General features: G+C 46.3%; 27 protein-coding genes. 19 read left to right on the plus strand and 8 right to left on the minus strand.

Features of this window, described 5'->3' with window-relative positions:
- The first annotated feature begins 51 nt into the window (after positions 1-51).
- The 9 genes from C7820_RS06065 (at position 52) to C7820_RS06105 (ending at position 8,012) form a co-directional block, all read left to right on the plus strand.
- Entirely contained in the window at positions 52-906 is an 855-nt protein-coding gene (locus tag C7820_RS06065) for an alpha/beta fold hydrolase (RefSeq protein WP_116230168.1), read from the plus strand.
- A gap of 245 nt (positions 907-1,151) precedes the next feature.
- The gene (locus C7820_RS06070; RefSeq protein WP_116230169.1) at positions 1,152-1,673 is read left to right on the plus strand and encodes a DUF5946 family protein; all 522 of its coding nucleotides are present in this window, start codon (positions 1,152-1,154) and stop codon (positions 1,671-1,673) included.
- Between the two features lie 21 nt (positions 1,674-1,694).
- Entirely contained in the window at positions 1,695-2,273 is a 579-nt protein-coding gene (locus C7820_RS06075) for an MBL fold metallo-hydrolase (protein ID WP_116230170.1), read from the plus strand.
- Between the two features lie 303 nt (positions 2,274-2,576).
- Positions 2,577-2,843: a CD3324 family protein gene (locus C7820_RS06080; RefSeq protein ID WP_116230171.1), complete on the plus strand. Its 267-nt coding sequence runs from the start codon at positions 2,577-2,579 to the stop codon at positions 2,841-2,843.
- 133 nt (positions 2,844-2,976) lie between these two features.
- A complete protein-coding gene (locus tag C7820_RS06085) occupies positions 2,977-3,831 on the plus strand; it encodes a GNAT family N-acetyltransferase (RefSeq protein WP_181908945.1) in 855 nt (284 codons plus the stop codon).
- Between the two features lie 170 nt (positions 3,832-4,001).
- Positions 4,002-4,640, plus strand: coding sequence for an HD domain-containing protein (locus C7820_RS06090; RefSeq protein WP_116230173.1), 639 nt, complete (start codon positions 4,002-4,004; stop codon positions 4,638-4,640).
- A 173-nt stretch (positions 4,641-4,813) separates the two neighbouring features.
- Positions 4,814-5,107 (plus strand): hypothetical protein, encoded by a 294-nt coding sequence (locus C7820_RS06095; RefSeq protein ID WP_116230174.1) that lies wholly within the window; start codon positions 4,814-4,816, stop codon positions 5,105-5,107.
- Between the two features lie 67 nt (positions 5,108-5,174).
- Positions 5,175-5,711: a DinB family protein gene (locus tag C7820_RS06100; protein WP_220376637.1), complete on the plus strand. Its 537-nt coding sequence runs from the start codon at positions 5,175-5,177 to the stop codon at positions 5,709-5,711.
- A 312-nt stretch (positions 5,712-6,023) separates the two neighbouring features.
- Complete coding sequence (locus C7820_RS06105) at positions 6,024-8,012, plus strand: Na+/H+ antiporter (RefSeq protein WP_116230175.1); 1,989 nt, start codon at positions 6,024-6,026, stop codon at positions 8,010-8,012.
- An 8-nt stretch (positions 8,013-8,020) separates the two neighbouring features.
- Here the strand turns inward: C7820_RS06105 and C7820_RS06110 are convergent, their stop codons facing one another.
- Positions 8,021-9,235 (minus strand): MFS transporter, encoded by a 1,215-nt coding sequence (locus C7820_RS06110; RefSeq protein WP_116230176.1) that lies wholly within the window; start codon positions 9,233-9,235, stop codon positions 8,021-8,023.
- A 243-nt stretch (positions 9,236-9,478) separates the two neighbouring features.
- A complete protein-coding gene (locus C7820_RS06115; protein WP_116230177.1) occupies positions 9,479-10,324 on the minus strand; it encodes an SDR family oxidoreductase in 846 nt (281 codons plus the stop codon).
- Between the two features lie 94 nt (positions 10,325-10,418).
- Here C7820_RS06115 and C7820_RS06120 point away from each other — a divergent pair, with 94 nt between their 5' ends.
- The gene (locus C7820_RS06120) at positions 10,419-10,832 is read left to right on the plus strand and encodes a MerR family transcriptional regulator (RefSeq protein WP_116230178.1); all 414 of its coding nucleotides are present in this window, start codon (positions 10,419-10,421) and stop codon (positions 10,830-10,832) included.
- Between the two features lie 35 nt (positions 10,833-10,867).
- Here the strand turns inward: C7820_RS06120 and C7820_RS06125 are convergent, their stop codons facing one another.
- Both C7820_RS06125 and C7820_RS06130 read right to left on the minus strand, forming a co-directional pair.
- Positions 10,868-11,779: a helix-turn-helix transcriptional regulator gene (locus tag C7820_RS06125; protein ID WP_116231654.1), complete on the minus strand. Its 912-nt coding sequence runs from the start codon at positions 11,777-11,779 to the stop codon at positions 10,868-10,870.
- A gap of 208 nt (positions 11,780-11,987) precedes the next feature.
- Positions 11,988-12,848, minus strand: coding sequence for an SDR family oxidoreductase (locus C7820_RS06130; protein ID WP_116230179.1), 861 nt, complete (start codon positions 12,846-12,848; stop codon positions 11,988-11,990).
- A 198-nt stretch (positions 12,849-13,046) separates the two neighbouring features.
- Between C7820_RS06130 and C7820_RS06135 the strand changes: the two genes are divergently transcribed.
- A complete protein-coding gene (locus C7820_RS06135) occupies positions 13,047-13,640 on the plus strand; it encodes a TetR family transcriptional regulator (protein ID WP_116230180.1) in 594 nt (197 codons plus the stop codon).
- A 94-nt stretch (positions 13,641-13,734) separates the two neighbouring features.
- Here the strand turns inward: C7820_RS06135 and C7820_RS06140 are convergent, their stop codons facing one another.
- Positions 13,735-14,130 (minus strand): hypothetical protein, encoded by a 396-nt coding sequence (locus tag C7820_RS06140; protein ID WP_116230181.1) that lies wholly within the window; start codon positions 14,128-14,130, stop codon positions 13,735-13,737.
- A gap of 259 nt (positions 14,131-14,389) precedes the next feature.
- Between C7820_RS06140 and C7820_RS06145 the strand changes: the two genes are divergently transcribed.
- The 4 genes from C7820_RS06145 (at position 14,390) to C7820_RS06160 (ending at position 18,485) form a co-directional block, all read left to right on the plus strand.
- The gene (locus tag C7820_RS06145; protein WP_309545740.1) at positions 14,390-15,583 is read left to right on the plus strand and encodes an NAD(P)/FAD-dependent oxidoreductase; all 1,194 of its coding nucleotides are present in this window, start codon (positions 14,390-14,392) and stop codon (positions 15,581-15,583) included.
- Between the two features lie 22 nt (positions 15,584-15,605).
- Positions 15,606-16,469 carry an RNA polymerase sigma factor SigJ gene (sigJ, locus tag C7820_RS06150; RefSeq protein ID WP_116230182.1) on the plus strand — a complete coding sequence of 288 codons (864 nt, stop codon included), beginning with the start codon at positions 15,606-15,608 and terminating at the stop codon, positions 16,467-16,469.
- A gap of 323 nt (positions 16,470-16,792) precedes the next feature.
- Positions 16,793-17,635, plus strand: coding sequence for a 23S ribosomal RNA methyltransferase Erm (gene erm, locus C7820_RS06155; protein WP_116230183.1), 843 nt, complete (start codon positions 16,793-16,795; stop codon positions 17,633-17,635).
- 82 nt (positions 17,636-17,717) lie between these two features.
- A complete protein-coding gene (locus C7820_RS06160) occupies positions 17,718-18,485 on the plus strand; it encodes a class I SAM-dependent methyltransferase (protein WP_116230184.1) in 768 nt (255 codons plus the stop codon).
- A gap of 115 nt (positions 18,486-18,600) precedes the next feature.
- Here C7820_RS06160 and C7820_RS06165 read toward each other — a convergent pair whose 3' ends face one another.
- On the minus strand, positions 18,601-20,073 hold the full coding sequence (locus tag C7820_RS06165) for an MFS transporter (RefSeq protein ID WP_116230185.1): 1,473 nt from the start codon (positions 20,071-20,073) through the stop codon (positions 18,601-18,603).
- A gap of 391 nt (positions 20,074-20,464) precedes the next feature.
- Here C7820_RS06165 and C7820_RS06170 point away from each other — a divergent pair, with 391 nt between their 5' ends.
- From C7820_RS06170 to C7820_RS06180, 3 genes are all read left to right on the plus strand, one after another.
- On the plus strand, positions 20,465-20,905 hold the full coding sequence (locus tag C7820_RS06170) for a DUF5946 family protein (RefSeq protein ID WP_116230186.1): 441 nt from the start codon (positions 20,465-20,467) through the stop codon (positions 20,903-20,905).
- A 466-nt stretch (positions 20,906-21,371) separates the two neighbouring features.
- The gene (locus tag C7820_RS06175; protein ID WP_116230187.1) at positions 21,372-23,114 is read left to right on the plus strand and encodes a Rieske (2Fe-2S) protein; all 1,743 of its coding nucleotides are present in this window, start codon (positions 21,372-21,374) and stop codon (positions 23,112-23,114) included.
- 237 nt (positions 23,115-23,351) lie between these two features.
- Positions 23,352-24,575, plus strand: coding sequence for an RNA polymerase sigma factor (locus C7820_RS06180; protein WP_116230188.1), 1,224 nt, complete (start codon positions 23,352-23,354; stop codon positions 24,573-24,575).
- Between the two features lie 68 nt (positions 24,576-24,643).
- On the opposite strand, the gene map is transcribed toward C7820_RS06180, so the two are convergent.
- Both map and C7820_RS06190 read right to left on the minus strand, forming a co-directional pair.
- A complete protein-coding gene (map, locus tag C7820_RS06185) occupies positions 24,644-25,396 on the minus strand; it encodes a type I methionyl aminopeptidase (RefSeq protein WP_116230189.1) in 753 nt (250 codons plus the stop codon).
- A gap of 5 nt (positions 25,397-25,401) precedes the next feature.
- The gene (locus C7820_RS06190) at positions 25,402-26,004 is read right to left on the minus strand and encodes a TetR/AcrR family transcriptional regulator (protein ID WP_116230190.1); all 603 of its coding nucleotides are present in this window, start codon (positions 26,002-26,004) and stop codon (positions 25,402-25,404) included.
- A 193-nt stretch (positions 26,005-26,197) separates the two neighbouring features.
- On the opposite strand from C7820_RS06190, the gene C7820_RS06195 reads away from it, so the two are divergent.
- Positions 26,198-26,530 (plus strand): iron-sulfur cluster biosynthesis family protein, encoded by a 333-nt coding sequence (locus tag C7820_RS06195; RefSeq protein WP_258875131.1) that lies wholly within the window; start codon positions 26,198-26,200, stop codon positions 26,528-26,530.
- Positions 26,531-26,717: the final 187 nt, after the last annotated feature.

A 26,717-nucleotide genomic window follows, 5' to 3' on the forward strand; every position in this document is an offset into this window, starting at 1 on the left:
GAATGCTACGATCGAGAGGTGATCAGAAAATTTCGATAGGAGTGAGAAGGTTTGTTCACACACCGGGAAGTACGTGTCAAAGAAGTCCCGATCCATGTAGTCGAAGCTGGTTCCATATCAAAGCCGACTGTGTTTTTGATTCATGGTTGGCCGACCTGCTGGTTGGAATTTGAAGGTGTGATGCATAGGCTTGCCGAAGCGTATCATGTTATCGCCATCGACATCCCCGGAATCGGGAACTCAGTCATCCCTTTACAGTCATACAGCAAACGCAATATTGCCGAGTATGTTCGAGGAATTATGGACCATATGAATTTGCAAGATGTGACGTTGGTAGGGTGTGATGCTGGGGGCCAGGTGACGTATGCTTTTCTGAAGAGCTTTCCTGACAGGTTATCGCGCGCGGTGATTATGAATGTCGCCATTCCTGGAGTTGATCCGTGGAACGAGGTGAAAAGTAATCCTTACATCTGGCATTTTGGTTTTCATAACGTGCCTGAACTGCCCGAAATACTGGTTTCAGGCAAAGAACTTCCTTATTTCTCCTTTTTCTATGACGCGCTGGCCGGAAAAGGCAAGCGAATGAGTGATGCCCGCAGAACATTATATGCCGAAGCCTATTCCCGTTTGGACGCATTGAAAGCAGGATTTGATTTATACAGATGCTTCCATGAAGATGAACAGGATAATGCGGCGTCAAAACATGTTACCGTGTCAACGCCAGTTTTATACTTGCGAGGATCGGATGAACATGCAGATATTGAAAAATACCTTGCGGGATTTAGGGAAAATGGCCTGCAACATATCAAAGCCAAAATCATCGAGAATTGCGGACATTTTTCAGCAGAAGAACAGCCTGAACGAGTTGCAATGGCCATAAAGGAATTTATCCATAGCTCTTTGTAACGTTAAAAGGTTTGGCTAAGAGTACGATTGATAGTTTTAAGACAACCAGAACAGCTATTCACTTAAGAGCCGCATTGTTGCGGCTTTTTATCATTTCTCAGCATATGATCTTACCAAAACCGGAGGAATCTCAAACGACCCACTCTATAGCTTATTGACCTTAACGTAACGTCAACCCTTAAAATGATCTCAAGAGGCCGAGGCAGATTTTCAAAGGGTCAGTGTTCACGAAGGAAGGTGAGATTATGCAGAACATAGAGCTGCAAGCCCAGAAAAAGGACATAAAGTTGACGGATCACGGCAGATGCCAATTTTGCGGGTCGAATACCAGCGGTGGAGTATTTGAATGCTTTGACATTTTCAACGATCTGGCAATGAATTTCATGGAAGGGAATAAGCTATTCACATTTATATATGCCGATGCACATTGTTTGCAGCATTCGGAGGTTCATGGGGTATGGAACAACAATTTGCATCTCACCAGACAGTATTTAATCCTTGAAAAGGCTATAGCCTGGGAGTATGCAAAGACAAGCCGGCTGAGCGGTATCCTCGATCAATACAAACGGTCACACCCGGATATTTTGATTCCTGCATTGCCGCTTCAGCAAAGAGGACATTTAACGGTTACAGACATAATCGGGCTAAAGCAGAAAGAACTCGAATCCATGGTATACAAATGGGCAAATGATGTCTACCATTCATATGATCGGTACCATACAAAGGCAAAAGTTGTGGGAGATCTATATATCAACAAATATGAATGATAACAATGGAGGAAGGACGAGATGAATGTAATAAATATCGGCTACGCTTCGACCAATTATTATGCAATCGGCTTCCAGGAAAAGTATCTTCTCATCGATGTGGGGTTACCCGGTACGCTGGGGAAGATGGCCAGCCAATTGCGAAAATATAACATCCAATGGAGTGACATTCACTATTTGATGGTAACGCATTTTCACCCTGATCATTGCGGAATCGCACAAGAGATACAATCCATGGGTATTGAGCTAATTATCAGCCGAACGCAGTCGGATTTTCTTGAGTCTGCAAACGAGTCTATGAAAAAGTTCCCCAGCTTTAAAGAAATCAAGGTGGAAGCTCATAATATCATCAATGAACATGATCAGGCCGTTTTTACTAAAAAAGTTGGCCTTCCAGGGTATATACTTCATACACCAGGCCACTCGGATGATTCCATTAGTATTGTTATCGAGGGGGTGGGTGTTTTTACGGGAGATTTACCCTATAATCCCCATATGAGTATGGAAACGAACGAAAAGGTTGATCAAAGCTGGTCACAGTTAAGAAATACAAACGAACACAAGGTATTCCCTGGGCACGGCCAACCCCTCATGCTTTGAAATGACAGTCAGGCGTGGTTCCAGACATTTACATGAAGTGGAGAAATCAGTAAAATAAACATATGATCGATTGTAATATTTGGTACTGATTAGACACCGATCATTTTTTTGAAAGTGAGGTCTCGAATGATGAGAAAATTGACGATCAGCTCCATGCAAAGTCTTGTACTATAAACAACGGCGGTTGTTTGTATGGAGCTCAGAATTCATTTTTACCGCCTGAATATCAGCGTACATGATAGTTGTTTATAGGATAGGCTTTGCAACCTTAAATTTTAATAAATTTTAAGGAGCAGAGCTATCATGAAGTATGTAAATGCAGATATCATTTTTCCGGAAGAGCTTTTAAAGGAAATACAGAAATATATCCACGGAAGCGTGGTTTACATCCCAACCCCAGAAGGACAACGGAAGAAATGGGGCGAAAATTCAGGAAGCCGAAAACATTTGAGCCTCAGAAACGAAACGATACGTCAGCAATATATCGATGGTGCAACGATCGATGAACTTTCGGATCAATTCTGCCTTTCCATCGATAGTATTAAAAAAATTATTTATTCAAAAATATAGGCCGTCAGAAATCACATCATAGGTTATGATGTGATTTTTTGTGTAACAAATGATTCTGAAAGATCTTTTATATTTTTATAAACGGTTTCCTTTGCTACGATTGGAGAAACACCATTCAGAGAGGGGCATTTGGATGTCATTACAAGTTCGTCCATATCGTTCTGATTTTGAGGAAACGGTAAAAAACTTAAGTCACAAAGCATGGATCCTTTTTAAATATAATCAAGATTACGATCATCAGAGGATGAGCTGCGTATTTAACGAGGACGGGAATTTAATTTGTGTAGGATACTTACGACACGGAATTGCGGATAATCATGATGTATTCGAAGTCGAAATGCCCACGAATGAATTAGCTTTAAACCGCATGGATGAAGTGAGGGCAGCTCTTTTCCCTACTTTTATGGAAACTTGTCAAAAGCTGCGTAATCCTAACAAAAAAACGAAGCTGGTTGCGTGGAAGGACTTTTATGGTGACAGAGCGTTTTACGAAGAGAAGGGTTTTAGCCCTTTTCAAACCTATTACATAGCACGGCGTTCCCTTGAAGAATCCATACCTGAAGTCAGAACGCCTGTTGGAGTGAATGTCAAATACCACCCAATGGAATCCAGAGAAGAACGAATCCAATATACCGAGCTGGAAAATCAATTTTATCAAGGTGTAGTATACCGAAGTGTAAATATGTTGGAATGGATGATGGGTGGCCCGGAGTTACATACCATCTCTGCCTTTGAAGGTGATGAGCTTGTTGGGAGCGTAATGTGTTGGCAAACTGGGGCAGTCGAAAGACTATTCGTCATTCCGCGTTGGCGTAAAAAAGGGCTGGGTAGGTTTCTCATCACGAAGGGATTTGAGTATCATCTGAAGAACGGCCGAAACGAAGTGGAGACGCTGGTTCATGAACAGAATAAGGAAGCTATGTCGTTGTTAGAGTCAATGGGGTATACCTTTCCTGTAAAATTAGTACTTATGTCAATGGATATTTAGAAAAAGGATTTGCAGCGACTTCCCGGAATATTCAAATGTCTTAAGGGGATACTGGAAATAGGTAGGAGATCATGCATTTGGTCGATGATGATCATAGAAATACCCGCATTGATCTCCATTTCATGAAACCCTAGTATAAGCTTAACGACATAAATAGGGGGCGCTTAGCGATGTCCATGTCAATCGCAGATATCCAAATACCTGATAGCAAACTGGCCAAGGAAGCGGCCGAATTACTCCGGGAACATGGCGATGATTTGCTGTGGAACCATTCAAACCGGGTATTTCTTTTCGCAGCATTCAAAGGCAACCAGAGTCAATTGAAGTATGATCCGGAATTGCTTTATATCAGTTCTCTTTTCCACGATTTAGGCCTTACGCCTGCATTCCGCAGTCCGGACAAGCGCTTTGAAGTCGACGGCGCGAATGCCGCTCGAGATTTCCTGCAAAGCCGTGGCGTGCCTGAAGAATCCATCCGATTGGTGTGGGATGCCGTCGCCCTGCATACTACGATCGGAATCGTCGAGTATAAAGAAACCGAAGCGGCCCTGATGAATTTTGGCGTCGGTTACGACGTCGTGGGGAAAAACTTCGAACTGATCTCGGAAGAAATTCGCCGGCAAATCGTTGATGCGTTCCCGCGAAACCGGTTTAAGCACAACATTCTGCGCGCCTTCTTTGAAGGCTTTAAGCATAAACCGGAAACGACCTACGGCACGATTAACGCCGATATTTGTGAGCTGTTTCTGCCGGGCTATAAACGGCCTAATTTTTGCCATCACGTGCTTCATTCAAGATGGGAAGAGTAACAGCGCGCGCTCAATCAGCCTAAGCCATGAACCTGGATAAGAGAATACACACTTCATAGCCGCGTAACTGCGGCTTTTTGTGTTTTAAGATGAATATGCTAAAGTATGAAGCAACAAACTGGAAATTTTTAACGTCTAAGCAGTGATGATTAGGATAGAATCAAGGTATATGTGTGGATACCGCAGGACCGGTTGAACTATTAAAAGATGAAATTCCTGTTTCCGTGCAGCCCGGTGAAGTCGTGAAGTTTGCAATGAATGTTGAGCCCAAGCCCAACAAACATCACGTCACGCAAATGACTGCGGAGGGAAGTTCAATAGACGTTGCGGTGAAAGAGAATAGTTTTCATGCCCCCGCAGAAAAAGGGACTTATTATTACTCTTACGGCGTGTGGTGGATGGACGAGCATATTGAAGATCGATCGAATGGTGACGCTTTTTATTGTTTTGTCTTAAAAGTCCTTTAAAGAAACAGGAGACGATCGTAATCTGTGTTAAGACTCCCAAATATGAATCATCGAGGAGAGAGAGCAAATGAATAGGAAACAGATAGATATTTTTCGTATGCAATTTGACTTTGTTTGGGATACGGAGACCTGGTTTTTACCTTTAGAATCTGCTCTTGCAGGTTTAAATTCGACCGATGCAAGCTGGCAGCCTCCTGGAGGAGGAAACACCATTTGGCAAACGGTAAACCATCTAAATTATTACAACGCCCTGCTTGTCAGACAACTCCATGACACAACGCCTGGAACAGAGGCATCTGAACACAAGCCTACATATGGAGATATCGGAGAACCCCCTGATTCTAAATGGGAGGCTGTTTTGGCGGAGGATACATTTGGAGGGCCAGGGGACCCGGCGGATGCTGACAAGTGGGCGGCAACCGTGGCTGAAACCCGCCTGATTTGTGAAGAATTGCGTCAATCGCTGGCACAAATGAACGACAGTCAGCTGGATGAGGAGCGTGTTGGGAGGCTGGCCCGTCAAATGCTGCACAACGTATACCACATCGGACAAATCGTATTCATTCGCAAACAGCAAGGTTCTTGGCCAAAGGAGCGGGAATAATTTGTATATTCGCTTCAGGGCCCTATAATGATGTACCAAAGCCTAATTTCTCACCGAATGCCGAGAAATTAGGCTTTTTCACGCTTCATAGCCATATATGGTGAAGAACAAATGGAAGTAGGGTGTATTAAAGAAGCTGTCGGTAATTCCGATGATAATACCTATGGGTACTAAGAATATTGCTCTGGGCTTAAGTGCAAGCGATTCACATACAGTTCATAAAATTACTTTACAATAAGCTGAATCGTTTGCGAGGGCCCTGAATTTACGTTAAGTTGATGAATACAGATCGATAATGGAGGTAAGATTCGTTTGGAATTGTTTGAGTTTATTTTGCTAATGCTGGCGGCGGTGTCTTTATCCAATTTAGTGAACCGGTTTATCCCCTCGGTCTCCGTGCCTATTATTCAAATCGTGCTGGGGATGTTGATCACTTGGCTGCCGTTACACTTTGAACTGAAATTAAATCCAGAGCTGTTTTTGCTCCTGTTTATTGCCCCGTTGCTGTTCAATGATGGCAGGCAAGCGGATAAGGAAGCGCTCTGGAAGCTGAAGAAACCCATCCTCTTGCTGGCACTGGGTCTGGTGTTCGTGACGGTAGCCGTGGTTGGTTATTTCCTGAATTGGCTCCTTCCGGTGATTCCGCTGGCGGCATCTTTTGCACTGGCGGCTGCATTAGCGCCTACCGATGCTGTGGCCGTGGGTGCACTGGAGCAGAAAGTAAAAATCCCTCATCAGACGATGCAAATTCTGGAGGGGGAATCCTTAATCAATGACGCATCGGGGCTGGTGTCATTTCAGTTTGCCGTAGCCGCAATGGTCACCGGTGTGTTCTCTTTCAAAACGGCCAGCGTTAGCTTTATTTCTATCTCACTTGGCGGGGTGGTGCTGGGCCTTCTGCTCACGCTTGTTAAATATGGGTTGGTGAAATGGTTGCGGAGACTGGGGATGGAGAATGTTACGCTCCACATGCTGATTGAGATTCTGACCCCCTTTGTGATTTTCATGGCTGCCGAGGAACTGGGGGTTAACGGTATCCTGGCCGTCGTCGCGGCAGGAATCGCCCATTCTTTTGGCTACAAGAAAATGAATCCCGAGGTCGCCAAGCTGCGGGTTGTATCCAAAAGCACCTGGTCGGTCATTATCTTTGTACTGAACGGGCTGGTTTTCCTGCTGCTTGGCACACAGCTTCCAGATATTATCCAGACGATTTGGAACAGCGCGGAAATCGGAAATCTGAAAGTCATCATGTACACCCTGTTATTGACCGCAGCTGTGCTTGGACTGCGCTTCATCTGGGCGATTCTGATGGATATGGTCGAAGGGACCAAACCGCGCGACCCTTGGCGGCTCAGGGTCAAGAAGGCGCTGATCCTCAGCCTATCCGGCGTCCGGGGAACGATCACACTGGCGAGTACGATGTCACTTCCCTTATTTCTTAGTGATGGCACCGCGTTTCCGGCGAGGGATCTGATCATTTTCCTTGCGGCTGGAGTTATCCTGTGGACCCTTCTTGCGTCCAACTATCTGCTGCCGCTTTTATTGGGGAAAGAAACGCTAACGGAGCAGGAAGAGGAGGAGGTTCAGGCAAAAATTGAAATTCTGAGGAATGTGGTGAACGGATTAAACGAACTGACCACGGATCAGAACCGGCTGGCGATTGCCCAGATCATCAATACGTATACTTCCAGAATCAAATCGCTCAGAAAAGAGGAAAAGAACGATAAAGTGCAGCGGGCCTTGGGCCTGTCTATCCTGAAATGGGAAAGAGAGAACACGCTGCACGCGGTTCAGAAGAAAGAAGTGAATCCAGTGACAGCGTACCGTTACCTTAAAAGAATAAACCAACTGTTATTTATGCACACAGGAGATGTCCGTTATAAAAAAGAGCTTTTCCCTGTGAAGCAATGGATTGAAGTGTTCGGAATGCTGCATCCGGCCCGCCTGAGTATCCGGCAGAGACGCGCCGAATTGGCCAAGCTCAGACTTCAAAATACGGCTTACGTCATAAAGGAGCTGAATGCGCTGCTTGCAAAAGGGGAGACGGATATGGAGTCGGTCAACTCGCTGATCCTGCAATATGAACGTACGCTGCTTCTTCTGACCCGAAACGAATCGGACACCTACAACCGGGAAGAATTCGACATCATGATGCAGGAGCTCGCACGGGTCGGGATTCAGCTGGAGAGAGACAACATCCAAACCATGTTCGAGACCGGACGGATATCCAGACAGGGCATGAAGGAAATGAAACGTGATATTCTCTTCATGGAGCATGACTTGAGAGAAGAGACGGGTTGAGAATCATCTTATTGATTTATGCTGCCTGTTAACGCGTTCGTAGACGCCGATGACGATTTTTTATTCAATTTTCTTACCGAGACTAGACTGCTTGCAAGCAGCACAAATGCACCAAAAAGATAAGGCAAGTCAATATGGATTTCATATAAGATCCCTGCGAGTAACGGTCCAAAGATCGTACCAAGGCTCGTATAGGCATTATTCATCCCTGCGACGAATCCTTGGTCCTCTCCAGCTTCTTTGGATAGGAGGGTGTTGATGGTTGGACGCAAAATATTATTGAATGAAAAAAATAGCATGGTGATGATCATGACATAATAGTAATTGCCTGAGAAAAGCAACGATGCGAGCGTGAAAGCGGATAGCAAAAGCATGGCGACGATAACCCGCTTTTCCCCGAACCGGCGGGTGATCCGGTCGGTCAGGAGCACTTGGTTCAGCGTGCCGATCAAAGAGCACACGGTAAGTAAAATGGCGATTTGCTGCGTGGTAAAGCCATAACCCTGAACGACAAAAAGCGGGAAAATGGCTTCAAAGTGCGTCAGACCAAACGTCATGGCGAAAACAATAAGCAGCAGGATAAAATAACGGGATTTTACGGAAAGACCAATTTGACGAAAGATATTGTCTTTCTTGTCCTGCACAGATTGGCGAAGCTGGCGGATCTCAGGCGACAGCGGCTCGGGGAGCATCCACATACTGCATATCATAGCCAGCAGTCCAACGGATGCGGAAGCGAAGAAAGGCATTGTGATGCCCCATTCCGCAAGCAATCCTCCTACACCCGGCCCGATAATAAACCCTGAAGTCATCGATGCGCCTAACCAAGACATGGCCTTGCTGCGCTGGGCATCTGCTGTAATATCCGCAACGTAGGCAATAATCGCAGGGACCAGGGCGGCTGACCCGATTCCGCCGATCAGTCTCGACACGAATAATAAGGTTAAATCGCCTGCAAACGCCGCCAGTAAATTAGAAATGGCAAATAAAATCAACCCTGTAATGATCATCGGTTTACGACCGTACCGGTCTGACAAATTTCCTGCGAAGGGTGAGAATAGAAACTGTGTCAAACCGAAGCAAGAGACGAGATAGCCGGCGGCTTGCCCACTTGCTGAAAACATCTCGAGCAGTTCCGGTACGATCGGAATGACGAGGCCCATGCTTAGATTGGCGAGAAACATATTCAATAGAAGTAATGGAAATGCGGACCTTGGTAACATCAATGATCTCCTCTGTAGTCAATATATAACGATGGAAACAGGATAAACGGAACTTTTCATTTATGTTAGCATGCATCAATCCGCTTGAATAATATGAATAATATTTGCGACAGGAATCATTTTAATATAGATGGGTATCCGTATCCGATGAACAAAAGAGGCATAACAAGCGAATAACGATAACCTTTACTGAAAATAAAAAGGGTGTCCCCAGCCAATTAAGGCTTGGGACCCCCTCCTTTTTTAGGCGAAATAATGTCCTTCTTCTAGATCGGCGATGAGTCCGGGCTGCATCGGTTTCCAGCCAAGAAGCTCCCGTGTTGCCTGACTCGCTTGTGCAGTGTTATACAAGCTTGTAATGTCGAGTGCTGCAATGGCACCTAGAAAGCCGAAATGAGCGGCAGCTTCTTCAGATGTGATGCTGACCGCCGGCACGTTCAATTGCCGTCCGATGACTTCGGCGATCTCGCGGAGCGGAATGCCTTCATCGCCGGCGCCAAGCAGCCGTGAGCCCGCCGGGGCGGATTCCAGCGCCAGACGGTACAGAACTGCCGCGTCCAGGCGGTGAACCGCCGGCCAGCGGTTCGTTCCATCACCGATGTAGGCGGCGAAGCCTTTCGACCGGGCGATGCTGATCATCATCGAGACAAACCCCTTATCGCCTTCGCCGTGTACGGACGGTGCAAGCGAGACGATCGATGCCCGGATATCCCGCTTCGCCATCGCGAGCACGGCTTGATCCACGGCATGGCCATTGGCGTGTGCCGTAGTTATGAACGGCTTTCCCGAGCCTTCGAGCGCCGCTCCCATGACTTCCACGGCCCGCAAATCCAGAGCCAGCGCACCTTCAAAGTCGGAAAAATCGTTGGTGAACGCCAGATGAATCACGCCGTCCGCAGCCGCGGCGGCGCTGCTTAGCGTGTCGAGATCGTCGAGCGTGCCGTACAGCGGTTCGGCTCCCGCTGCCTTTAATCCCGCTGCTTTCTCTTCAGAGCGGCAAAGGCCCGATACGGTATGTCCTGCACCGATCAGTTCCTTGACAACCGCAGAACCGACATACCCTGTTGCTCCTGTAACAAAAACATGCATGTTGATATCCTCCTTCATGAGTTGACTGCTTGAACATGTTAAGCATAAACTATGAAGTGAACTCTAGGGCAAGCGGTCCAAAGGAGAAAAGACGATGAAAATTCAGGAACTGGCGGATAAGATGGGATTAACGATTCATACGATCCGCTATTATGAAAAGGAAGGCTTGCTGGATGATCGGCATGTCCGGCGAGAAAGCAACAATTACCGCAACTATTCGGATGAGGCCGTCGAGCGGTTGAAGCTCATCAAGAAGTTCCAGTCCATCGGCTGTTCACTGGCCGAACTGAAGGAAGTGCTGCGGGACCACGACGCCAACGCGAACACGAACCAGCAGATTATCGATTGGATTCGCAACAAGAAAAGGGAGATCGAAGGCAAGAAGGAAGAATATGACCAGATGCTGGTCACTCTTAACTGGATGCTGGAGTATCGGACTCTACTCAGGGACGAACCGCAAAAAGCACAAGAGATGCTAAAGGCTTGGCATGCCGGCTCATCCAATTGAGCTGCTGACGGGTCTCGTCTCCTTTTGGCGGCAATTTAGGAATATTGATTCACCATTTCAAGTAAATAATTTCGAAATTCTTCAGCATACGATGGGGGCTCCACGACTTTTAGGTTTGTGCCGAAGCTTGCTAAAAATTGAAATCCGATATGGTTTTGAGGAACGTGGATGGTTGCCAAGAATAAGTCTGAACTATAGTTTTCAATACTCTTACGGCCATATCTTTCAATGAATTGATCCTTTACGCTGGGCGAAATCAACGCTCTTACAGCGACCAGTTCCGGTTGGTAACTTGACTCATATTCTTGATCTAATGAATAATCTCTAGGGTTAAACGTTTTTTCATCCACTTGAAGATGGTCGATTCTGGATAATTTAAACGTTCTATACCTCATGCGATGCAGACAGAATCCTTTCAAATACCAACTCGTTTCGCTAAAATGAAGCTGATACGGCTCGACCATTCTGTCCGTGATCATGCCGTTTTTATCAATATACGCAAATGAAATCAACCGTCTTGCTAATATTGCTTCCTGACACTTCTTCAAGGTTTGACGAATTTCAGACCTGCCCTCCCAATCATAAAATGACAGCTGAACTGAGCTTTTCGGAGCCAACGGGCTGAGCATGGCCTCTATTTTTTTTATAGTCACATCAACTTCTTGGCTGATCAGAATTGGTTTCAATCCACTGAGTGCCGTTAAAATATTCTCCAGATCGGAGCTGCTTAAAAGGCGTTTATCAACCTTATACTCTTCCATAATACCGTAGCCGCCATAAACTCCGTTGACCGAATAGATGGGGATGTTGGATACACTCAATGTTTCCATATCACGCAGAATCGTTCTTTTGGTAACGTTGAACAATTGTGCGAATTCTGTGGTTGAAACGACATCCTTTTTCAGCAGGATCATGATGATCGATATTAATCTCTCAACCTTTTCCATATGTACTCCTTCTTTAGTTCCTTTATTTATTAATGGTGACATCATTCTGTCACCTCTTCGTCATTATACTATATTTAGAACAAGAAGGAGGTTTTACTAGATGTCGGCGATTGTCTATTATAGACAAAAAAATGGAGCAAAGGAAAATAAATGGTCAAGAACGGATCAGGCCATCCAAAGTGGACAGCCCTTATCCGAAGTTTATAATTTAAGCGTTAATTAGACTCTCTTTTAAAAAATCCGAAAAATTTACTGGGGATCTGCCAATCAGATTTTCCAACGCGGGATTGGTTTGCGAAAAATCTCCGAGTCGACTTGCCTGAAACATCCCCGTAAGCATGTCGACCATCGCTTTCGGCAGTCCCCGGGATACCAAGTGGATCCGATATTCATCATCCGACACGACAATTCGCCGAATGGGTCGACCCAAAGCCTTGGAAGCTATCGATGCGATTCCACTCATGTCCATCGCTTCAGAAGCCGTAAGGGGAGGAGTGATACCGTCATATCTCTGCTCTGTCAGGATGACCGCTGCGGCTTCAGCCAGGTCGGAATGGGTGGTCCAGGCGACTGGACCATCTTCGGGAGCAATCAACTCGCCTGTTTCCAAGGCATCACCCATCCACATGATCGCTGATGCGGCATAAAATCCGTTTCGGAGCGACGTGAACGCCATTCCTGAAGATTGTAGCATCTCTTCTGTAGCCGCATGAACGTTCATGGGAGAAAAGTGTGATGTTGCCGATGAAAACATTTGGCTTGTATACAGCAGTCGACGAACTCCAGCTTTCTTTGCCGCGTCGATTGCGGTTTGATGCTGACGAACAGCAGCTTCTCCCAGGGAGTGGGATGAGATCATGAGAACTTGAGATGCTTCCTCAAAAGCGTAAAGAAGACTTTCGGAATCATCGAAATTTCCTTGCCGAACACGGACTCCGCGTTCTTGCAGATCACGAACCTTGTCCACATCCCGGACACTGACACCAACATCCCCGGCAGGAAGACGCTTCAGAAGTTCCTCTACGACCTTACGGCCCAATTTTCCATTTGCTCCAGTAACAACAATCATTTCTAACTCATCCTTTCGTCTGCAAATCAGATTATGCGTTTCTTGCCATACGATTTTGCATGTGCAATCATAATCGTATAAGTTTAGTTAAAAGGAATGGGCCCGCGCGAACAACCTGCAAATCGCTGTTTTTGTCCTGTTCCCAACATAGTTGTCCTTTTGTCTGTTATTTAAGATCAAGAGAAAGAGGGGGTACACATGTCTGTAAATCCCGAAGATCCGCGTGTTATACGAACCCGCCAATTGTTCGTGCAGGCGTTTAACGATTTGGTTGAGAAAAAGAGAAACCTCTATTCCATATCTGTGCAAGATATCACGAAACAAGCAGCTGTAAATCGAACAACATTTTATGCGCATTTTCAGGACAAATATGACTTTCTTGAATATTGGATGAAGGAAAAATTCCAAATGGCAATAAGGGATAGACTGCCGCAAGAAACAAGATGCAATGCGAACAATTTGCGAACCCTTCTTCAAACTCTATTCGAGTTTCTTTTACGGTTTCAACAATGTAGTACGCCGGGAGACAAACCGTTTGAAGCGATGTTTGAAAATGTCATACATCAGGATCTTTATCGACTCCTGCTTAAACGGGTCGATGAAATGGATACACAGGGCTTTTCGCCAGATAAATTAGAAGCTGCAGCACTCGTTATCAGTTGGGGCATGTTCGGAACGGTTTTGCTGTGGAGCCGGAACCCTCAAGATCACTTCGTAGAAACGATGTTTGAAGAGGTTGTTGAGGTTTTATCAGTCAATTTGGCTCCATTTTGGAAGCAAACAGCCAGCTGAAGAGAACCAAAAAGTCATAATCACATCATTATGTTTATGACTTTTTAGCGTATAGGAGGGATTCAAATATCCGGATCGTCAAAATGGAGACGACTTAGTAGAGAATATTTGGACTTTTATAGGAGGGGAAGAGTATTTTCCATTTGCCATTAAACTTTTTCAGCGTGAAAGTCATATCTCTGGGGCTTGGTTTATTTTGCTCGGTTAATGCAACTAAGGCAACGTAACTATCTTTTCCTAAAACAAAGAACTTTTTAATGGAGTAGCTCACGATTTGGTTTGAAATCGCATTTCGTTTATAACTTTCGAATGGCTCAGCAAATCCATTTTCAAAAACAATACATTGATAAGCTTCTTCGATATGTAATTGTTTTAGACTTCTAAGGTAGAAATCCAGGGTCTTTTCTGGATCAGACTTATGAATATAATCAAAAAATATAAACGCTATTGCAATACCAATGATGACTCCAATGACTCTTTTCGTTGTCACAACCACCTCCGTTTCAGTTATATCGCCCCATGTGATTATACATAATTTGTTGCATAACTTGTATAAAATTTGGTATGCTTATCAGCCGCATTGTTGCGGCTTTTTGTGTTTAAATACGTTGCTCAAATAGACTAGAACTTAGTGACTTAGCCGATTTGAATTACGTATAACATGGACTCATGAACTTTTTGTGCGTATCCGATGTCACAAATCAGAGCCTTACATCGTTCTTTGTGCAAAATGCAAAAGGAGCTGAGGAATGATGAAGGAATTGACCTGTGTCATCATTGGAGGGGGATATGCGGGACTTCAAGCGCTCAAATCGATACAGAAAAAAACACGGGGCATAGCGAACGGACGGAGGATTCGGTTTGTTCTCCTCGACAAGCAGCCCGGTCATTTGCGCAAATTGAGAATGTTCCGTCCAACTGCGACCGAGGAAGAGATTATGATCCCCTGGAATCAGTTAACTCTTAAGGATGTCGATTTCGTGCAAGGCTCGGTTGCGTCTGTGGAAAGTACCGAGAAACGGGTTCGATATACAGACTCACAAGGAAATGATGCCAGAATGCGTTATGACCTTCTAGTCGTGGCGGTGGGCAGCATCGTTCGGGAACCGAAACCTGATCAAGGCGGCATCGCTTTGACCGACCCACAAGCTGCGGAAGACATCCGGGAGCGCTGGCGCGCGAACCTTCAGAAGGCTGCCCGCGAGATGAAGCCTGAGGAACGCAAGAGACTGATGACCATCGCGGTTGCAGGAGCTGGGATCAGCGGCATTGAGACGTCGGCCGAGCTTGCGCTCGCCATGAGGAAGGAAGCTATGGCGTTAGGGTTGAACCCATCCGAGATCTCCGTCTATATGCTGAACGCAAAGGAACGATTGCTCCCGGAAGTGTCGGGGAAACTTAGACGGAAGCTGGAGCAGCAGCTTATCGAATGCGGAGTAACGGTGCTTCACAATCGTAAGGCGCTTCGGGAGGAAGCAGGATCGTTGGCACTCAATAACGGCGTCTGTCTGCCGGTTGGCTTGTGTATTTGGACTTTAGGCTTGATACCCAATCCGGGACTGAAGCGTATGGGGCTGCCCCTTACACTTGACGGGAAGGTAATGGTGGATGAATGCTATCGCGTCAAAGGGATGCCGGACGTTTACAGCATTGGCGACTGTTCAGGAATTGTTGATCCGAGAGACGGCAGAGCTACCCAGATGACGTGCTTTGAAGCGGGGGAGCAGGGGCTTCGGCTGGGGTCAATCGTGAGGGCGGATTTAGAGGGCCGTCCCGCTCCAAGTCATCATTCCGCCAAATCGAATATGGATGCGTTCACCATCGCACTGGGGCAAAAAGGAGTGTTCTGGATACGCAAATGGGGGATCGATATGGTTATGACCGGAAAACTTCCGGGAATAATCAAAAAGCTGGTAGAAGATACCGCCAGTATGCTTAGATAGAAATGATCGGAGGGGACGGCGATTGGAAGAACTGTACGGTCAATATAAATCACTGCTGTTCATATTGGCTTATCAGCTGACAGGTTCTGCGGCGGATGCGGAAGATGCGGTACAGGACGTGTTTATGAAGGCTTACGATGTACATGTAGAGTGTTTGGAGGAGCCTAAGGCGTATTTGTGTAAAATGGTAACCAATCGCTGCCTTGATCTGCAGAAGTCAGCGCGTAGGAGGAGGGAGATGTACGTTGGTCCATGGCTCCCCGAACCTTTTCGTACGCCGGAAGTGGATACGCTCGAGACGACGGTTGTCCGCCGGGATATGCTATCCTACGCCATGCTCGTTATGCTCGAGAGACTGACGCCGACAGAGCGAGTGGTTTTCGTCCTGCGTGAGGCGCTGGGTTTTGAATATCCCGAAATTGCCGAGCTGCTAGGTAAACAGGAGGCGAATTGCCGAAAGCTAATGAGCCGGGCAAAAAGCAAGATGGGAATATCCGAAGGGGAACAGGTTACGGCCGAAGCGACCGAAAGGGAGTGGGTTAGCCGGTTCCTCACATCCTTCGAGCAAGGTAACATCGATGAAATCCTTTCCCTTCTGACCGAAGATGTCATGCTCGTCTCGGATGGGGGCGGAAAAGTACTTGCCTTTACACGTCCGATCCAAGCGCGCGATCAAGTGGCCCGAATCCTTGCCGGAGCGTTCGAGGGCATAAAGCCCTACTACCAGGGAAGTCTTCGCTCCGAGTTTGTCCTTTTGAACGGGGAGACCAGCATCGTGCTCCGCTCAGGGGACGAAACGGTGGCGGCTATATTTTTACAACGCCGTTACGGAAAGCTTGCCGGAATCTACATCGTAAGAAACCCGGATAAGCTTACTCGGGTATAGGTAGTTTTAATTGCAGGTTTTCAGCGGGGGGCTGCGGCTCCCTTTTATCGTGTATCGAGGCATTTTTAATCGGGAAACGATTTTTTGCAATATCTTTTTGACTGGTAAAGTTTAGGTGTGTTACTATAACTCCGTATCGAGTTTTTCATGCTAAGAAGAGACATCTTTTATGTATTGCATCTCATTCTTTCGTATTCGTTAATGAAAGGTACAGAACATTTGTAACCCTCTAACTCCTTATTCTTTTTAAGGGTATTTTGTTGGGTTTATTTGTGCTGTGCCTTTTTCATTTCCTATTACGAATGAATGAGGTGCTTTTTATCATGCCTAAATACGATTCAAGAAATCGTAAAGCGTTGTCAAATTTCTCTGGACAACACTTGTTAATCAATAAATTTTTAATTAAAGAACTGGTAGATCTGGCTCAGATCAATCGCAGCGATATGGTCATCGATATCGGTGCAGGAACAGGGGCAATAACTTTTCCGTTGGCCGAGAAAGCAGGGACTGTCATCGCAATCGAGAATGATCCTGCAAGCATACAGAAACTAAGAAGCAAAATAAAAGAAGAAAATAATATTAAAATCAGGCAGATCGATGTTCTTCGGTATGAACTACCACGAAGTCCATTTTGTGTGGTGGCTAATATACCGTTTTCAATCACTTCTCCTATATTTGAAAAGTTTTTGGGGGACACATCGGTGCAGCTGCAAAGAGCTGTTTTTATTATCGAAAAAGGGGCTGCGAAACGTTTTACAGCAGATCCGATGACGAATCCGGTTATTCTAACGTGGAGAATGTGGTATGATATTCGGCTCGTTCGAACCGTTCCATCGAGTCATTTTTCACCACCGCCGAGTGTTGATTCAGCCGTTGTAAAGGTGATTAGGAAGAAGAATCCAGCGGTTCCGATAAACCTTCGGAGAAAGTTTATCGCCTTTGCTTCACATGGTCTGCGTTATCCCCGATTACCTTTTTACGAAGCGATGAACGAGGTGTTTACGCCGCCGCAGATTACAAAATTGGTAAGGGAGCTAAGGATAGATCGTAATCAACCCATCTGTAGCTTAAATGAACAACAGTGGGGGATGTTATTTCTTGCAATGACCAGACACGTAGCCTCCTATCGATGGCCAAAGTCACCAAAGAAAAACAAACGTCAATAATGTCGGATCATCCATATGGAACCAACTAGCCGCAGGTGGTAGACTAACGCTAATTAATTGTGTTAGGGGTGTGCATAAGCATATGAAAAGTTTAGAGCACAATAAAAACATTTGGGAAGAAAAAGTAAAGCAACAAAGCCGTTGGACCGTTCCCGTATCCAGCGAAGACATTCAACAGGCAAGGGCAGGCAATTGGAGCATTGTGGTGACATCCGTAAAACCTGTACCCAAAGTATGGTTTCCTGATCTTCATGGAAAAAAAGTGCTTTGTCTTGCTTCTGGCGGCGGACAGCAAGGGCCGATACTCGCAGCAGCAGGCGCGGATGTAACCGTATTGGACTTTTCGAAATCGCAATTGGAACAGGATGCTCTGGTTGCGAAACGCGATCAATTATCGATCCGAACCGTTCTTGGCTCAATGACTGATTTGAGTATATTTGCCGCGGATAGCTTTGATTTGATTGTGCATCCGGTATCCAATTTATATGTACCTGAAATCCAGCCGGTCTGGCAAGAAGCATTCCGTGTTTTGAAATCCGGAGGTTGTTTAATCAGCGGATTTATGAATCCCGTATTTTATTTATTTGATTGGGAGCTTCAAGAGGAAGGGGTCCTCCAAGTGAAACATTCCATCCCTTATTCGGAACTCGATTATACAACTGAAGAAGAGATTGCAAAGAATGGAATACCCCTTGAATTCGGCCACACGTTGGAGCAGCAATTGCAGGGGCAAATCGATGCCGGTTTTGTCATTGCCGGGTTTTACGAAGATACCTTCGGAGGGGAAAAGCTCTTGGACCGCTATACAAACAGCTTTATTGCAACACGAGCCATAAAACCTAAAGAATAATGGATGTTTCGCGATGTTGTTATAGGGCCAATCGTTGAGCTTTGTTTACGATTACAAGAACCGGATTCTCGTAGGGATCCGGTTCTTTTCTTGTTGTATTTCCTTGTATTTGCGATCATTCAAACTCTACCTGTTCCGAGTTTTTAATCGGACGAGTCCCTTGCCGTTTTCTTTGCGTGCCCAGCAAAAACAGTCCAAGCAGGATGGCGAGAGCAAGAAAGGCTGCGAACAACCGAAAACCAACATTCGTCGCATGAATAAGGGCATCCCTTGATGAACTCATGTCATGATTCTGGGCCCCCGACAACAAATGAGAAGCAACATCAGACTTTGCCACCCATTGAATGATGACCAGAACAAGCGCTTGGCTGATCGCACGGCACATATTGTAAACGGTCCAGAACACTCCCGATGCGGGCCCTGCTTGATTTGGTGGAGCCGCTGACAGCACCGCTTTAGCAAGCGATGGCCAGGAGAGCCCGGTTGCTGCAGATATAATCAAAAGCGGAATGATGACAGCTGCACCCGACATCTCGACGCCGAGCTGTCCGAGTAATAGGATCGCAAGACCGATTAGAAACGAACCGAGCAATATCATTCTTGCCGGGCCGAAACGGTCCGCAAGTTTGCCTCCTAAGGGAGCCGTGAACAGTTGGGGTACAGATAAAGGGATCAGCATGAGCCCTGCTCCCAAGGGACTGAGGTGTTGAGCACCTTGCAGATAAAGCGTCAAAAGAATAGAGACAGCGAAATAACCGATGCAATAACTCGCCGTGATGCCAAGCCCAATTGTATAATCCCGATAGCCGAGGAGACCTAGATCAAACAAAGGGTGTCGGACTTTTTTCTCAATGAAAACGAATGCGATCCAAAGGAGAATTCCAAGAGCGAGCAGCCCAAGCGTTATACTCGATGCCCATCCCCAAGTTTGCGCTTCCGACAAAACAATGAGAAATGCGGTTAATCCTGTCCCATAGGTAAGTAAGCCTGGCCAGTCCGTCCTGGCTTTTTTCAATTCCGCAGATTCTCTTAATATAAAAAATCCGGCGATCAAGCCCAAGATTCCGAGCGGAACGACAACGTAGAACATGGAGCGCCAACCGAATCCGCCGATGAGTGCCCCTCCGACAACAGGGCCGAGAAGAGATCCGGTCACCCATGCGATGTTGTTGATACCAAGGGCCCTTCCAAGCTCTTGGGGAGGAAAGGTCCGCATCAGAATCGGGGTGGATGCTGCCATCGCCATAGCGGCACCTGCTCCTTGCAGCAGACGAGCGAGGATCAGCACCGTACCGGAACCCGCCATTCCGCAAAGAGCGGTAGCAATAGTGAATAAAGCAAATCCCCATAGAAAAATCCGTTTCGTTCCGAACATGTCTGACCAACGGCCGGCAGGAAGTAAAAATACAGTACTTGTGATGTAGAACGAGGTAAGCGTCCACATTCCCAGTTCAAGCGAAAGATGCAAATCCTCCATGAGTGGAGGGAGACCATTGACCACAATCGTCGCATCCAGATTCGTGATAAAGGAGACCAGCGTGACGACAAACAATACGGACCATTTGCCCGATTTCCTATGTGTGATCATAAAGGGCACCTCCTCGTTGGGATTGTTACGCTTATGGTCCGCCACAATTTTTTTTCGTTTAGCATCTGATCATACGTGAGTTGCAAGTCAACCGATATCATGCTATCCCTCCTAAACGCTTTCTCATCTTGCTTGAGACTTTGCACAATTTTAACACTTCAAAAAATAAATGCCGCCGAAAATGGAGCATCTATTTTTAGCTGGTTTGAGTTTAAAAAAGAATTGAAGCTCGTGGATGCTATCTTCAGCATTAGCTATTGACTCTCTCGCAAGGTGAAGGTTTATGATTTAGAAGAGGTCAGCTGCATCTAAAAATATGGTTTGAAAAAATAAGGATAAAAAAACGCTTAACATAAAGGGGTTTTATTGCGGTGGATGAGGAGGAAAATACATGCCGAATACTTGTGTTCTATGCAACGCCGATCTTCCTCAGGGGATTACCTGCGAATCGATTTTCCATGAATTTTTGGCACTTGAATTCAATGATCCCAGCTATGGACAGGTTCACTTTCTCACCGTTGCCACCTACATGGTTCAACACCAAGGTTATAGCGATGAGATGTACGCTTGGATCCAATCCGCATTACAGAAGCATTTGGAGGAAGGCTACGCTACGGAGTTAATTCGCCAAGATATGGCCAAAGGACCCGGAAGCACGAAGGGGATTCGAAGGCCATTGGATGCGCAGCCTCTCCCCACAATATCTTGGACCATGACGATCGCTGACGTGGCGGCGCAGATGTATGACGCCGAAAGCTATTGCAAGCTCATCGAGCAGTGGGGACGTACTACGTTGAAAGATATGGGCCCCATTGTTTTGAAAAAGATTTAAAACTTTAAGGAAAACTATTAATTGTCGACGCACCCCTTCCCTGTCCATGACAGCTCCTGTCCGTTCCAGAACTATTTACGCCTGACTTGAAGGACGCTCGGTGGAGCGTGTCCATCTTGGCGGAAAAGTCGCTGAAGAAAACATATACCGTCTTGAAAGGGTAGGAATAGACCGAAATGAAAATCCTGATGCTGCAAAGTTTTAAGCGAGCCAGAGAACGATAAATTGAAATTTTGTTAAGATCAGGGATGAAGAAGGACCAGTTCACGTTGTGAAACTGGTCTTTTTGTTCTGTGATTGCAGGCTAAGAAGGCAGCATCAGAGGACAAGAGCTTGTTGCTGGTTATCTGAAATCAACATAGTAAAAATTTATCGACTTTTTAAATAAAAATGTTTAATAAGTGTCCGAAATCATATAATCTGTATACAAGGAAAGCAAATGAATTCAAAAAATGGAGGCGTTCTCATGAATGGTTGGATTCAGGCGGGTTCGGTAGAAGAGCTTCGAAATCAGGGGCCGAAGCTGATCAAAGGGGGCATCGTCGTTTTTTATCACGAGGATCAAGTGCATGCGCTTGATAACCGGTGTCCTCACCTCGGTTTTCCTCTCCACATGGGCAGTTTGTGCAACGGAATTTTGACATGCCACTGGCATCATGCAAGGTTTGATGTATGCAGCGGGGGAACGCTCGACCCTTGGGCGGACGATGTTCCTGTACATGATCTTACCGTTCATGACGGATTGATTTGGGTCAACCCAAGTTCCCGAAATGGCAATCAAGTACAACTGTATAAGGATCGGCTTCTAAGCGGACTTGAGCAAAATATCGGTCTTGTCATCGCTAAGGCCATCGTCGGATTAATGGAGGCGGGCGTTCCGGGGGAGGAAATCGCGGCGGTCGGGATCGAATTTGGAGTCCAACAGCGCAGGGAAGGGTGGGGCTCCGGATTAACGATTCTGACTGCGATGACCAACATTCTGCCTAAGCTGGATAAGCAAGGCCAGATCCTTGCGTTGTTTCAAGGATTGCTGCACACGGCGCGCGATTCAGCCGGAAGCGGAACGCGCTTCTTGCTCGATCCGCTTCCGAATACAGACGTCTCCATAGAACGGTTAACGGAGTGGTACCGCGAGTGCATCGAGGTTCGGGATACGCGCGGCGCGGAACGGGTGCTTCTGACCGCCGTTCAGGCGGGGGCGGATGAGGGACGGTTATTCTCCATGATGAGCATGGCGGCGACGGACCATTTTTATATTAATGGAGGCCACACGCTGGATTTCCACAATAAAGCTTTTGAGAGCTTGAAGTATGTCGGACGCGAACAGCGTGCAGATGTCCTCGCTTCGCTCGTTCCAATGTTTGGGAACGCATCACGCAGCGAAGAGCTTCATAGCTGGCAATCTCCAGTCAATTTGGTTCAGCCGTTGAAGGAAGCGTTCGAGGAGTTGTCCTCCAGTCAGGGAGTTTCATCTGGAAAAGGGGGCCCCGGGATCGACGAGGAGGAACTGCTTCAAGCGCTGCTCGGAGACGATACGCTTCGGACGATTCGCTTGTTAAAGGAGGCTTTGCTCGGTGGCGCCTCTCCGGTCCGTATATCACAAATTGCCGCATTGGCCGCGGCTGAACGGATCGTCCGCTTCCCTATCCATAACGATTTCGGAGACTGGATTTCGGTGCTGCACACGTTCACGCATGCTCACGCGGTTCATGAAGGCTTGATTCGTTCCGCCGATCCAGGGCTGGTGCGGGGGATTTTTCATACGGCGGTTACTATTTACCTCGACCGGTTTTTGAATATCCCGGCTGCCCCGAGACCAAGTGCAGTTAGCGCGGGCGAAGAAGTACCTCAGCCCTCGGAACTGCTGGAGATTCTCGATAAGCAGCAGCAAGTGGCGCCGGCGGCGGCATGGGTGATGCGTTACCTGCGCAGCGGCGGTAAGCCGGAGCCATTATTCAACGTCCTGGGTCATGCACTGCTGCGAGAGGATGCGGAATTCCACTCCTTCCAGATGTACGAGGCAGCCGTGGCGGAATATGACCGCTGGACATCCGAGTCTGGGCCGTTTGCTGAGAAGGCGTGCGAAACCCTGATCCTTGCAGTTACCCGTTATTTGGCAGCACATGCTCCGACTTCCCGTGAGTTGCCTCATACGGCGAAAATTGCATGGCGGCTCCATCGCGGAGAGAAATTGTTCGAGGAAGAATAGGTGATTCGGTGACGATGTCATTCCTATGATGTAGAATGAATTGTGCTGGAAATAGGCTTTCGATATGATCGGAAGCTTATTTTCTTTTGTATAGAAAAGAGATCATGTACTATTGAGAGCTGATTTAAGCTGTAAAAGATATAGCGATGTAACTACATAATATTTTTTTGTAATGTATGTGGCTTTTTGGCTCCCTCTGGTGTCTAATTCACTGTAAATCAAGAGGAGGTTCACATCATGTCAGGAGCTCACGACACACAACCTGTTTATCCGGATGAACAGGCGATCATCACAAGCTTTGAAAGAGCGTATGAGCAGTATCGTCAACGAATCCGTAACTATTTCTCGCTGAAATTAAACCCGATGGTTGCGGATGACTTGACTCAACAGGTATTTTTGAAAGCTGTCGAAAACATTCAGAGCTTTAAAGGCAGCTCTAATTTATTCACGTGGATATTTAAGATTGCTCAGAACACCGTCAAAAACGAATACCGGAGGTTGTCACGAAAAAAAGAACCTCCTTTTGATTTTACAGATTATGAGTCACAGTCGATCTCCCTTGAGTTTACAAAATTTGTTGATTTTCGAATTGATATTGGAGCTGCGCTAAAAGAATTAGATGAGGTTGACCAAGAAATTATTGCACTACGTTTTTTTGTGGATTGCACCTTATCTGAAATCTCCAACATCGTTGGAATGCGAGAGAGTGCCGTAAAGAACAGATTGTACAGATCACTGGATAAACTAAAAAAAGAATTGAAAGAATGGGGGGAAATTACCATCATGTCGATTCAGGATTTGATTTCAATTGTAGATAAGGGTGGCAGCGAGAGCACGAGCAAACGTTTGAAAAAGGTTCAACAAGATTTGTTTGCTGAACTCAGCAATAATGTAGAGCGTATCTCGACAAAATACAATCACCATCCATCACAAAAGATAGTGATTGAAATATACCCGGATCTTCCAACGTTTCATCGAGCTGTAGGCGAAGCCGATGCACCCAATTGGTTTATGGGCACATATGAAGGACATATTCTTAAAATCGTATCACCATTGAATCCAGGGCCTGAGCATACGTATCAATCCATCCTGAAAAGCACGGTCCATCTGTTCACCATGTGGTTAATCAATGAAATTAATAGAGCTGCTCCGAAATGGATAAGGCAAGGGATAGGCGGATACGAAGCGAAACAAATGACTCAAGACTTTATTAAAGGCTCGACAGAAGATGCAATCCGCAATTTGGCGATCCCATCATTTGATGAGTTAAATAACGATACTTGGGATTTTGAAACGATGAAAGGATTCCAGTTCTCCTATATGTTCGTCGAATTTGTTGTTGAGCAATATGGAATGGAGACATTAAACAAAGTGATCCGTAATCCGCATGATTTTAACGGAATCTTTCAATGTTCTGAATTGGAACTGCATAAGAAAATGGTTGAGTATATTAGTGGATGATTGCCTGTATAAGGGCACCATCTGAGGTTGAAAAACACCGGCACGTATGCCGGTGTTTTTTTGTTGAACTAATTCTTTTGCTCAGTCAATATGATCGGTCCATCCGCAGTTATGGCGATCGTATGCTCGTACTGCGCAGAAAGTGAGCCGTCGGCGGTTCTTGCAGTCCATCCGTCGGCATCAACCGTCATGAATGCTTTTCCGGCATTGATCATCGGCTCAATCGTCATAACCATTCCTTCCTTCAAGCGGAACCCTTTGCCCGGCTTCCCGACATGGGGATAATTAGGTTCCTCGTGCATCTCCCGTCCCACGCCGTGACCGAGCAGATCCCGCACCACCGAGTATCCGTTTCGCTCCGCATGGCTTTGAACCGCGTGCATCACATCGCCGATCCGGTTACCGACGACGGCCTTTTCGATACCAAGGTATAAGCATTCCTTCGTTACCCGCATTAAATTACGGGCTTCTTCCGACACCTCGCCAACTGCATAGCTCCAAGCTGAGTCGCCGATCCAGCCATCCGCTTCCGCGACGATATCGATGGTGACGATGTCGCCTTCCTTGAGCGGCTTAGGGCTCGGAAAACCGTGCGCAATGACGTCGTTGACAGACGCACAAGTCGCATACGGATAGCCGTTGTAGCCGACCGTATAAGCCCTGGCATTATTCTCCTTCAGGAACCGCACAGCGAACAACTCAATGTCGAGCGTTGAGACTCCTGGCCGGATCATTCCAGCAATGGCTTGATGAAAAGCAGCGACAATTCGGCCGGCTTTCCTCATTTGTTCAATTTCCGCTTTCGATTTCAGGGTAATCATTCCGATTATCTCTCCTTTGCCTGGATGCCTGAAAAAATCACGTCAACGATGCCTTCGACATCCGTCTCGCTGCGCATATTGTGGTGGATGTTTAATGCTGCACAGCCAACCAGCGAGCCAAATATCAGATTAGCTGTCTTCTCCGGTGATTTAGAACTGGTTCCATCACGAATCATTTCCACAAACGGCATATAGATCCGCTCCTGAAAATGGTCTGACAGCTTGATAAACCGGTTACCAGGGTAGTGATGAAAATTATCCGCAACTGTCTTAAGCAATATAAATACGGAGGGATCTTGAATGCACTCCTTCAGGAGCAGCCTGGAGAACGATTCCGCTTTATGCAAATTGTTGCCGTCTCCGGTCAAAACGGGCTGTACTGCCGACTCCGTTCGATACAGGGCATCCCATAATAAATCTTCCAAAAGCATGTGCTTATTTTTGTAGTAATGATACACGGTTCCGTAGCCGAGCTCAGCCTTCACCGCAACATCGCGTATTTCCAATTGGATACCCTTCTCCAAGTATACTTCCGCAGCTGCCTGCATGATTTGGTTCATCCGCATCTCGCGGATCGCATCATTCTGTTCTTTGGTACGAGGTGACATGGCTCCTCCTTTTTTAGACCTGCAGTAATGTCAATATAAAAAACAATATACATCATGTGACGGATTCGCGCAATCAGAAAGAAATGCTCACAAAGTCTATTCTGACAACAGACGGCCATAGAAATTCACATCATCTCATGGTACATTGTAAAACGACGAGAACATGAACAGCAGTGCGAGCAGGAGGTCAAATGTGAATATATTAATTGATTCCTACACGGATGAAAAATTAGCGCAAAGCTTAGCAGGACGTCCCGGTTTTTTTAAGCTTTTTTATGATACCGAGGACTGCGGATGTAACGGGGTGCTGGCCATCGAGATTCTTGAGCAGCCGCTTGACACCGATATTAAGGTTACAGTAGAAAAATTTACTTTTCTCATCGACAGGCAGCAGGAAAGCTTATTCGACAACGTGTTGAAGCTGGAAGCGGACCGAGCATATCCGTCGTTTAAGGTGTCCAGCGATTCGGCATGGTACAGTACCAATGTCAGAATCAGGGACACCAGGGACAGTGCTGCAAAGTAGTTTTTTTGTAATCTGGATTCAAAAAATGTAAGACGACAAGAACATACACAGAGAATAGCCGCATAACTGCGGCTTTTTTGTTTTTAACAATGCCTGGATTACAGGCCGTTGTTTCAGCATATAGAATACCCGACAATTAGAGGCATCACAGCTTGTGATGGAAAATCGAATGTAAGCCTATTTTTTA

Source organism: Paenibacillus sp. VMFN-D1, assembly GCF_003386155.1.
GTDB classification, from domain to species: domain Bacteria; phylum Bacillota; class Bacilli; order Paenibacillales; family Paenibacillaceae; genus Paenibacillus_AQ; species Paenibacillus_AQ favisporus.

Coding starts and splice junctions, on each gene's coding strand:
- C7820_RS06070 (WP_116230169.1), top strand. CDS start 1,152: ATGCAGAACATAGAGCTGCAAGCCCAGAAAAAGGACATAAAGTTGACG.
- C7820_RS06075 (WP_116230170.1), top strand. CDS start 1,695: ATGAATGTAATAAATATCGGCTACGCTTCGACCAATTATTATGCAATC.
- C7820_RS06080 (WP_116230171.1), top strand. CDS start 2,577: ATGAAGTATGTAAATGCAGATATCATTTTTCCGGAAGAGCTTTTAAAG.
- C7820_RS06085 (WP_181908945.1), top strand. CDS start 2,977: ATGTCATTACAAGTTCGTCCATATCGTTCTGATTTTGAGGAAACGGTA.
- C7820_RS06090 (WP_116230173.1), top strand. CDS start 4,002: ATGTCCATGTCAATCGCAGATATCCAAATACCTGATAGCAAACTGGCC.
- C7820_RS06100 (WP_220376637.1), top strand. CDS start 5,175: ATGAATAGGAAACAGATAGATATTTTTCGTATGCAATTTGACTTTGTT.
- C7820_RS06110 (WP_116230176.1), bottom strand. CDS start 9,235: ATGTTACCAAGGTCCGCATTTCCATTACTTCTATTGAATATGTTTCTC.
- C7820_RS06115 (WP_116230177.1), bottom strand. CDS start 10,324: ATGCATGTTTTTGTTACAGGAGCAACAGGGTATGTCGGTTCTGCGGTT.
- C7820_RS06120 (WP_116230178.1), top strand. CDS start 10,419: ATGAAAATTCAGGAACTGGCGGATAAGATGGGATTAACGATTCATACG.
- C7820_RS06125 (WP_116231654.1), bottom strand. CDS start 11,779: ATGGAAAAGGTTGAGAGATTAATATCGATCATCATGATCCTGCTGAAA.
- C7820_RS06130 (WP_116230179.1), bottom strand. CDS start 12,848: ATGATTGTTGTTACTGGAGCAAATGGAAAATTGGGCCGTAAGGTCGTA.
- C7820_RS06135 (WP_116230180.1), top strand. CDS start 13,047: ATGTCTGTAAATCCCGAAGATCCGCGTGTTATACGAACCCGCCAATTG.
- C7820_RS06145 (WP_309545740.1), top strand. CDS start 14,390: ATGATGAAGGAATTGACCTGTGTCATCATTGGAGGGGGATATGCGGGA.
- erm (WP_116230183.1), top strand. CDS start 16,793: ATGCCTAAATACGATTCAAGAAATCGTAAAGCGTTGTCAAATTTCTCT.
- C7820_RS06160 (WP_116230184.1), top strand. CDS start 17,718: ATGAAAAGTTTAGAGCACAATAAAAACATTTGGGAAGAAAAAGTAAAG.
- C7820_RS06165 (WP_116230185.1), bottom strand. CDS start 20,073: ATGATCACACATAGGAAATCGGGCAAATGGTCCGTATTGTTTGTCGTC.
- C7820_RS06170 (WP_116230186.1), top strand. CDS start 20,465: ATGCCGAATACTTGTGTTCTATGCAACGCCGATCTTCCTCAGGGGATT.
- C7820_RS06175 (WP_116230187.1), top strand. CDS start 21,372: ATGAATGGTTGGATTCAGGCGGGTTCGGTAGAAGAGCTTCGAAATCAG.
- C7820_RS06180 (WP_116230188.1), top strand. CDS start 23,352: ATGTCAGGAGCTCACGACACACAACCTGTTTATCCGGATGAACAGGCG.
- map (WP_116230189.1), bottom strand. CDS start 25,396: ATGATTACCCTGAAATCGAAAGCGGAAATTGAACAAATGAGGAAAGCC.
- C7820_RS06190 (WP_116230190.1), bottom strand. CDS start 26,004: ATGTCACCTCGTACCAAAGAACAGAATGATGCGATCCGCGAGATGCGG.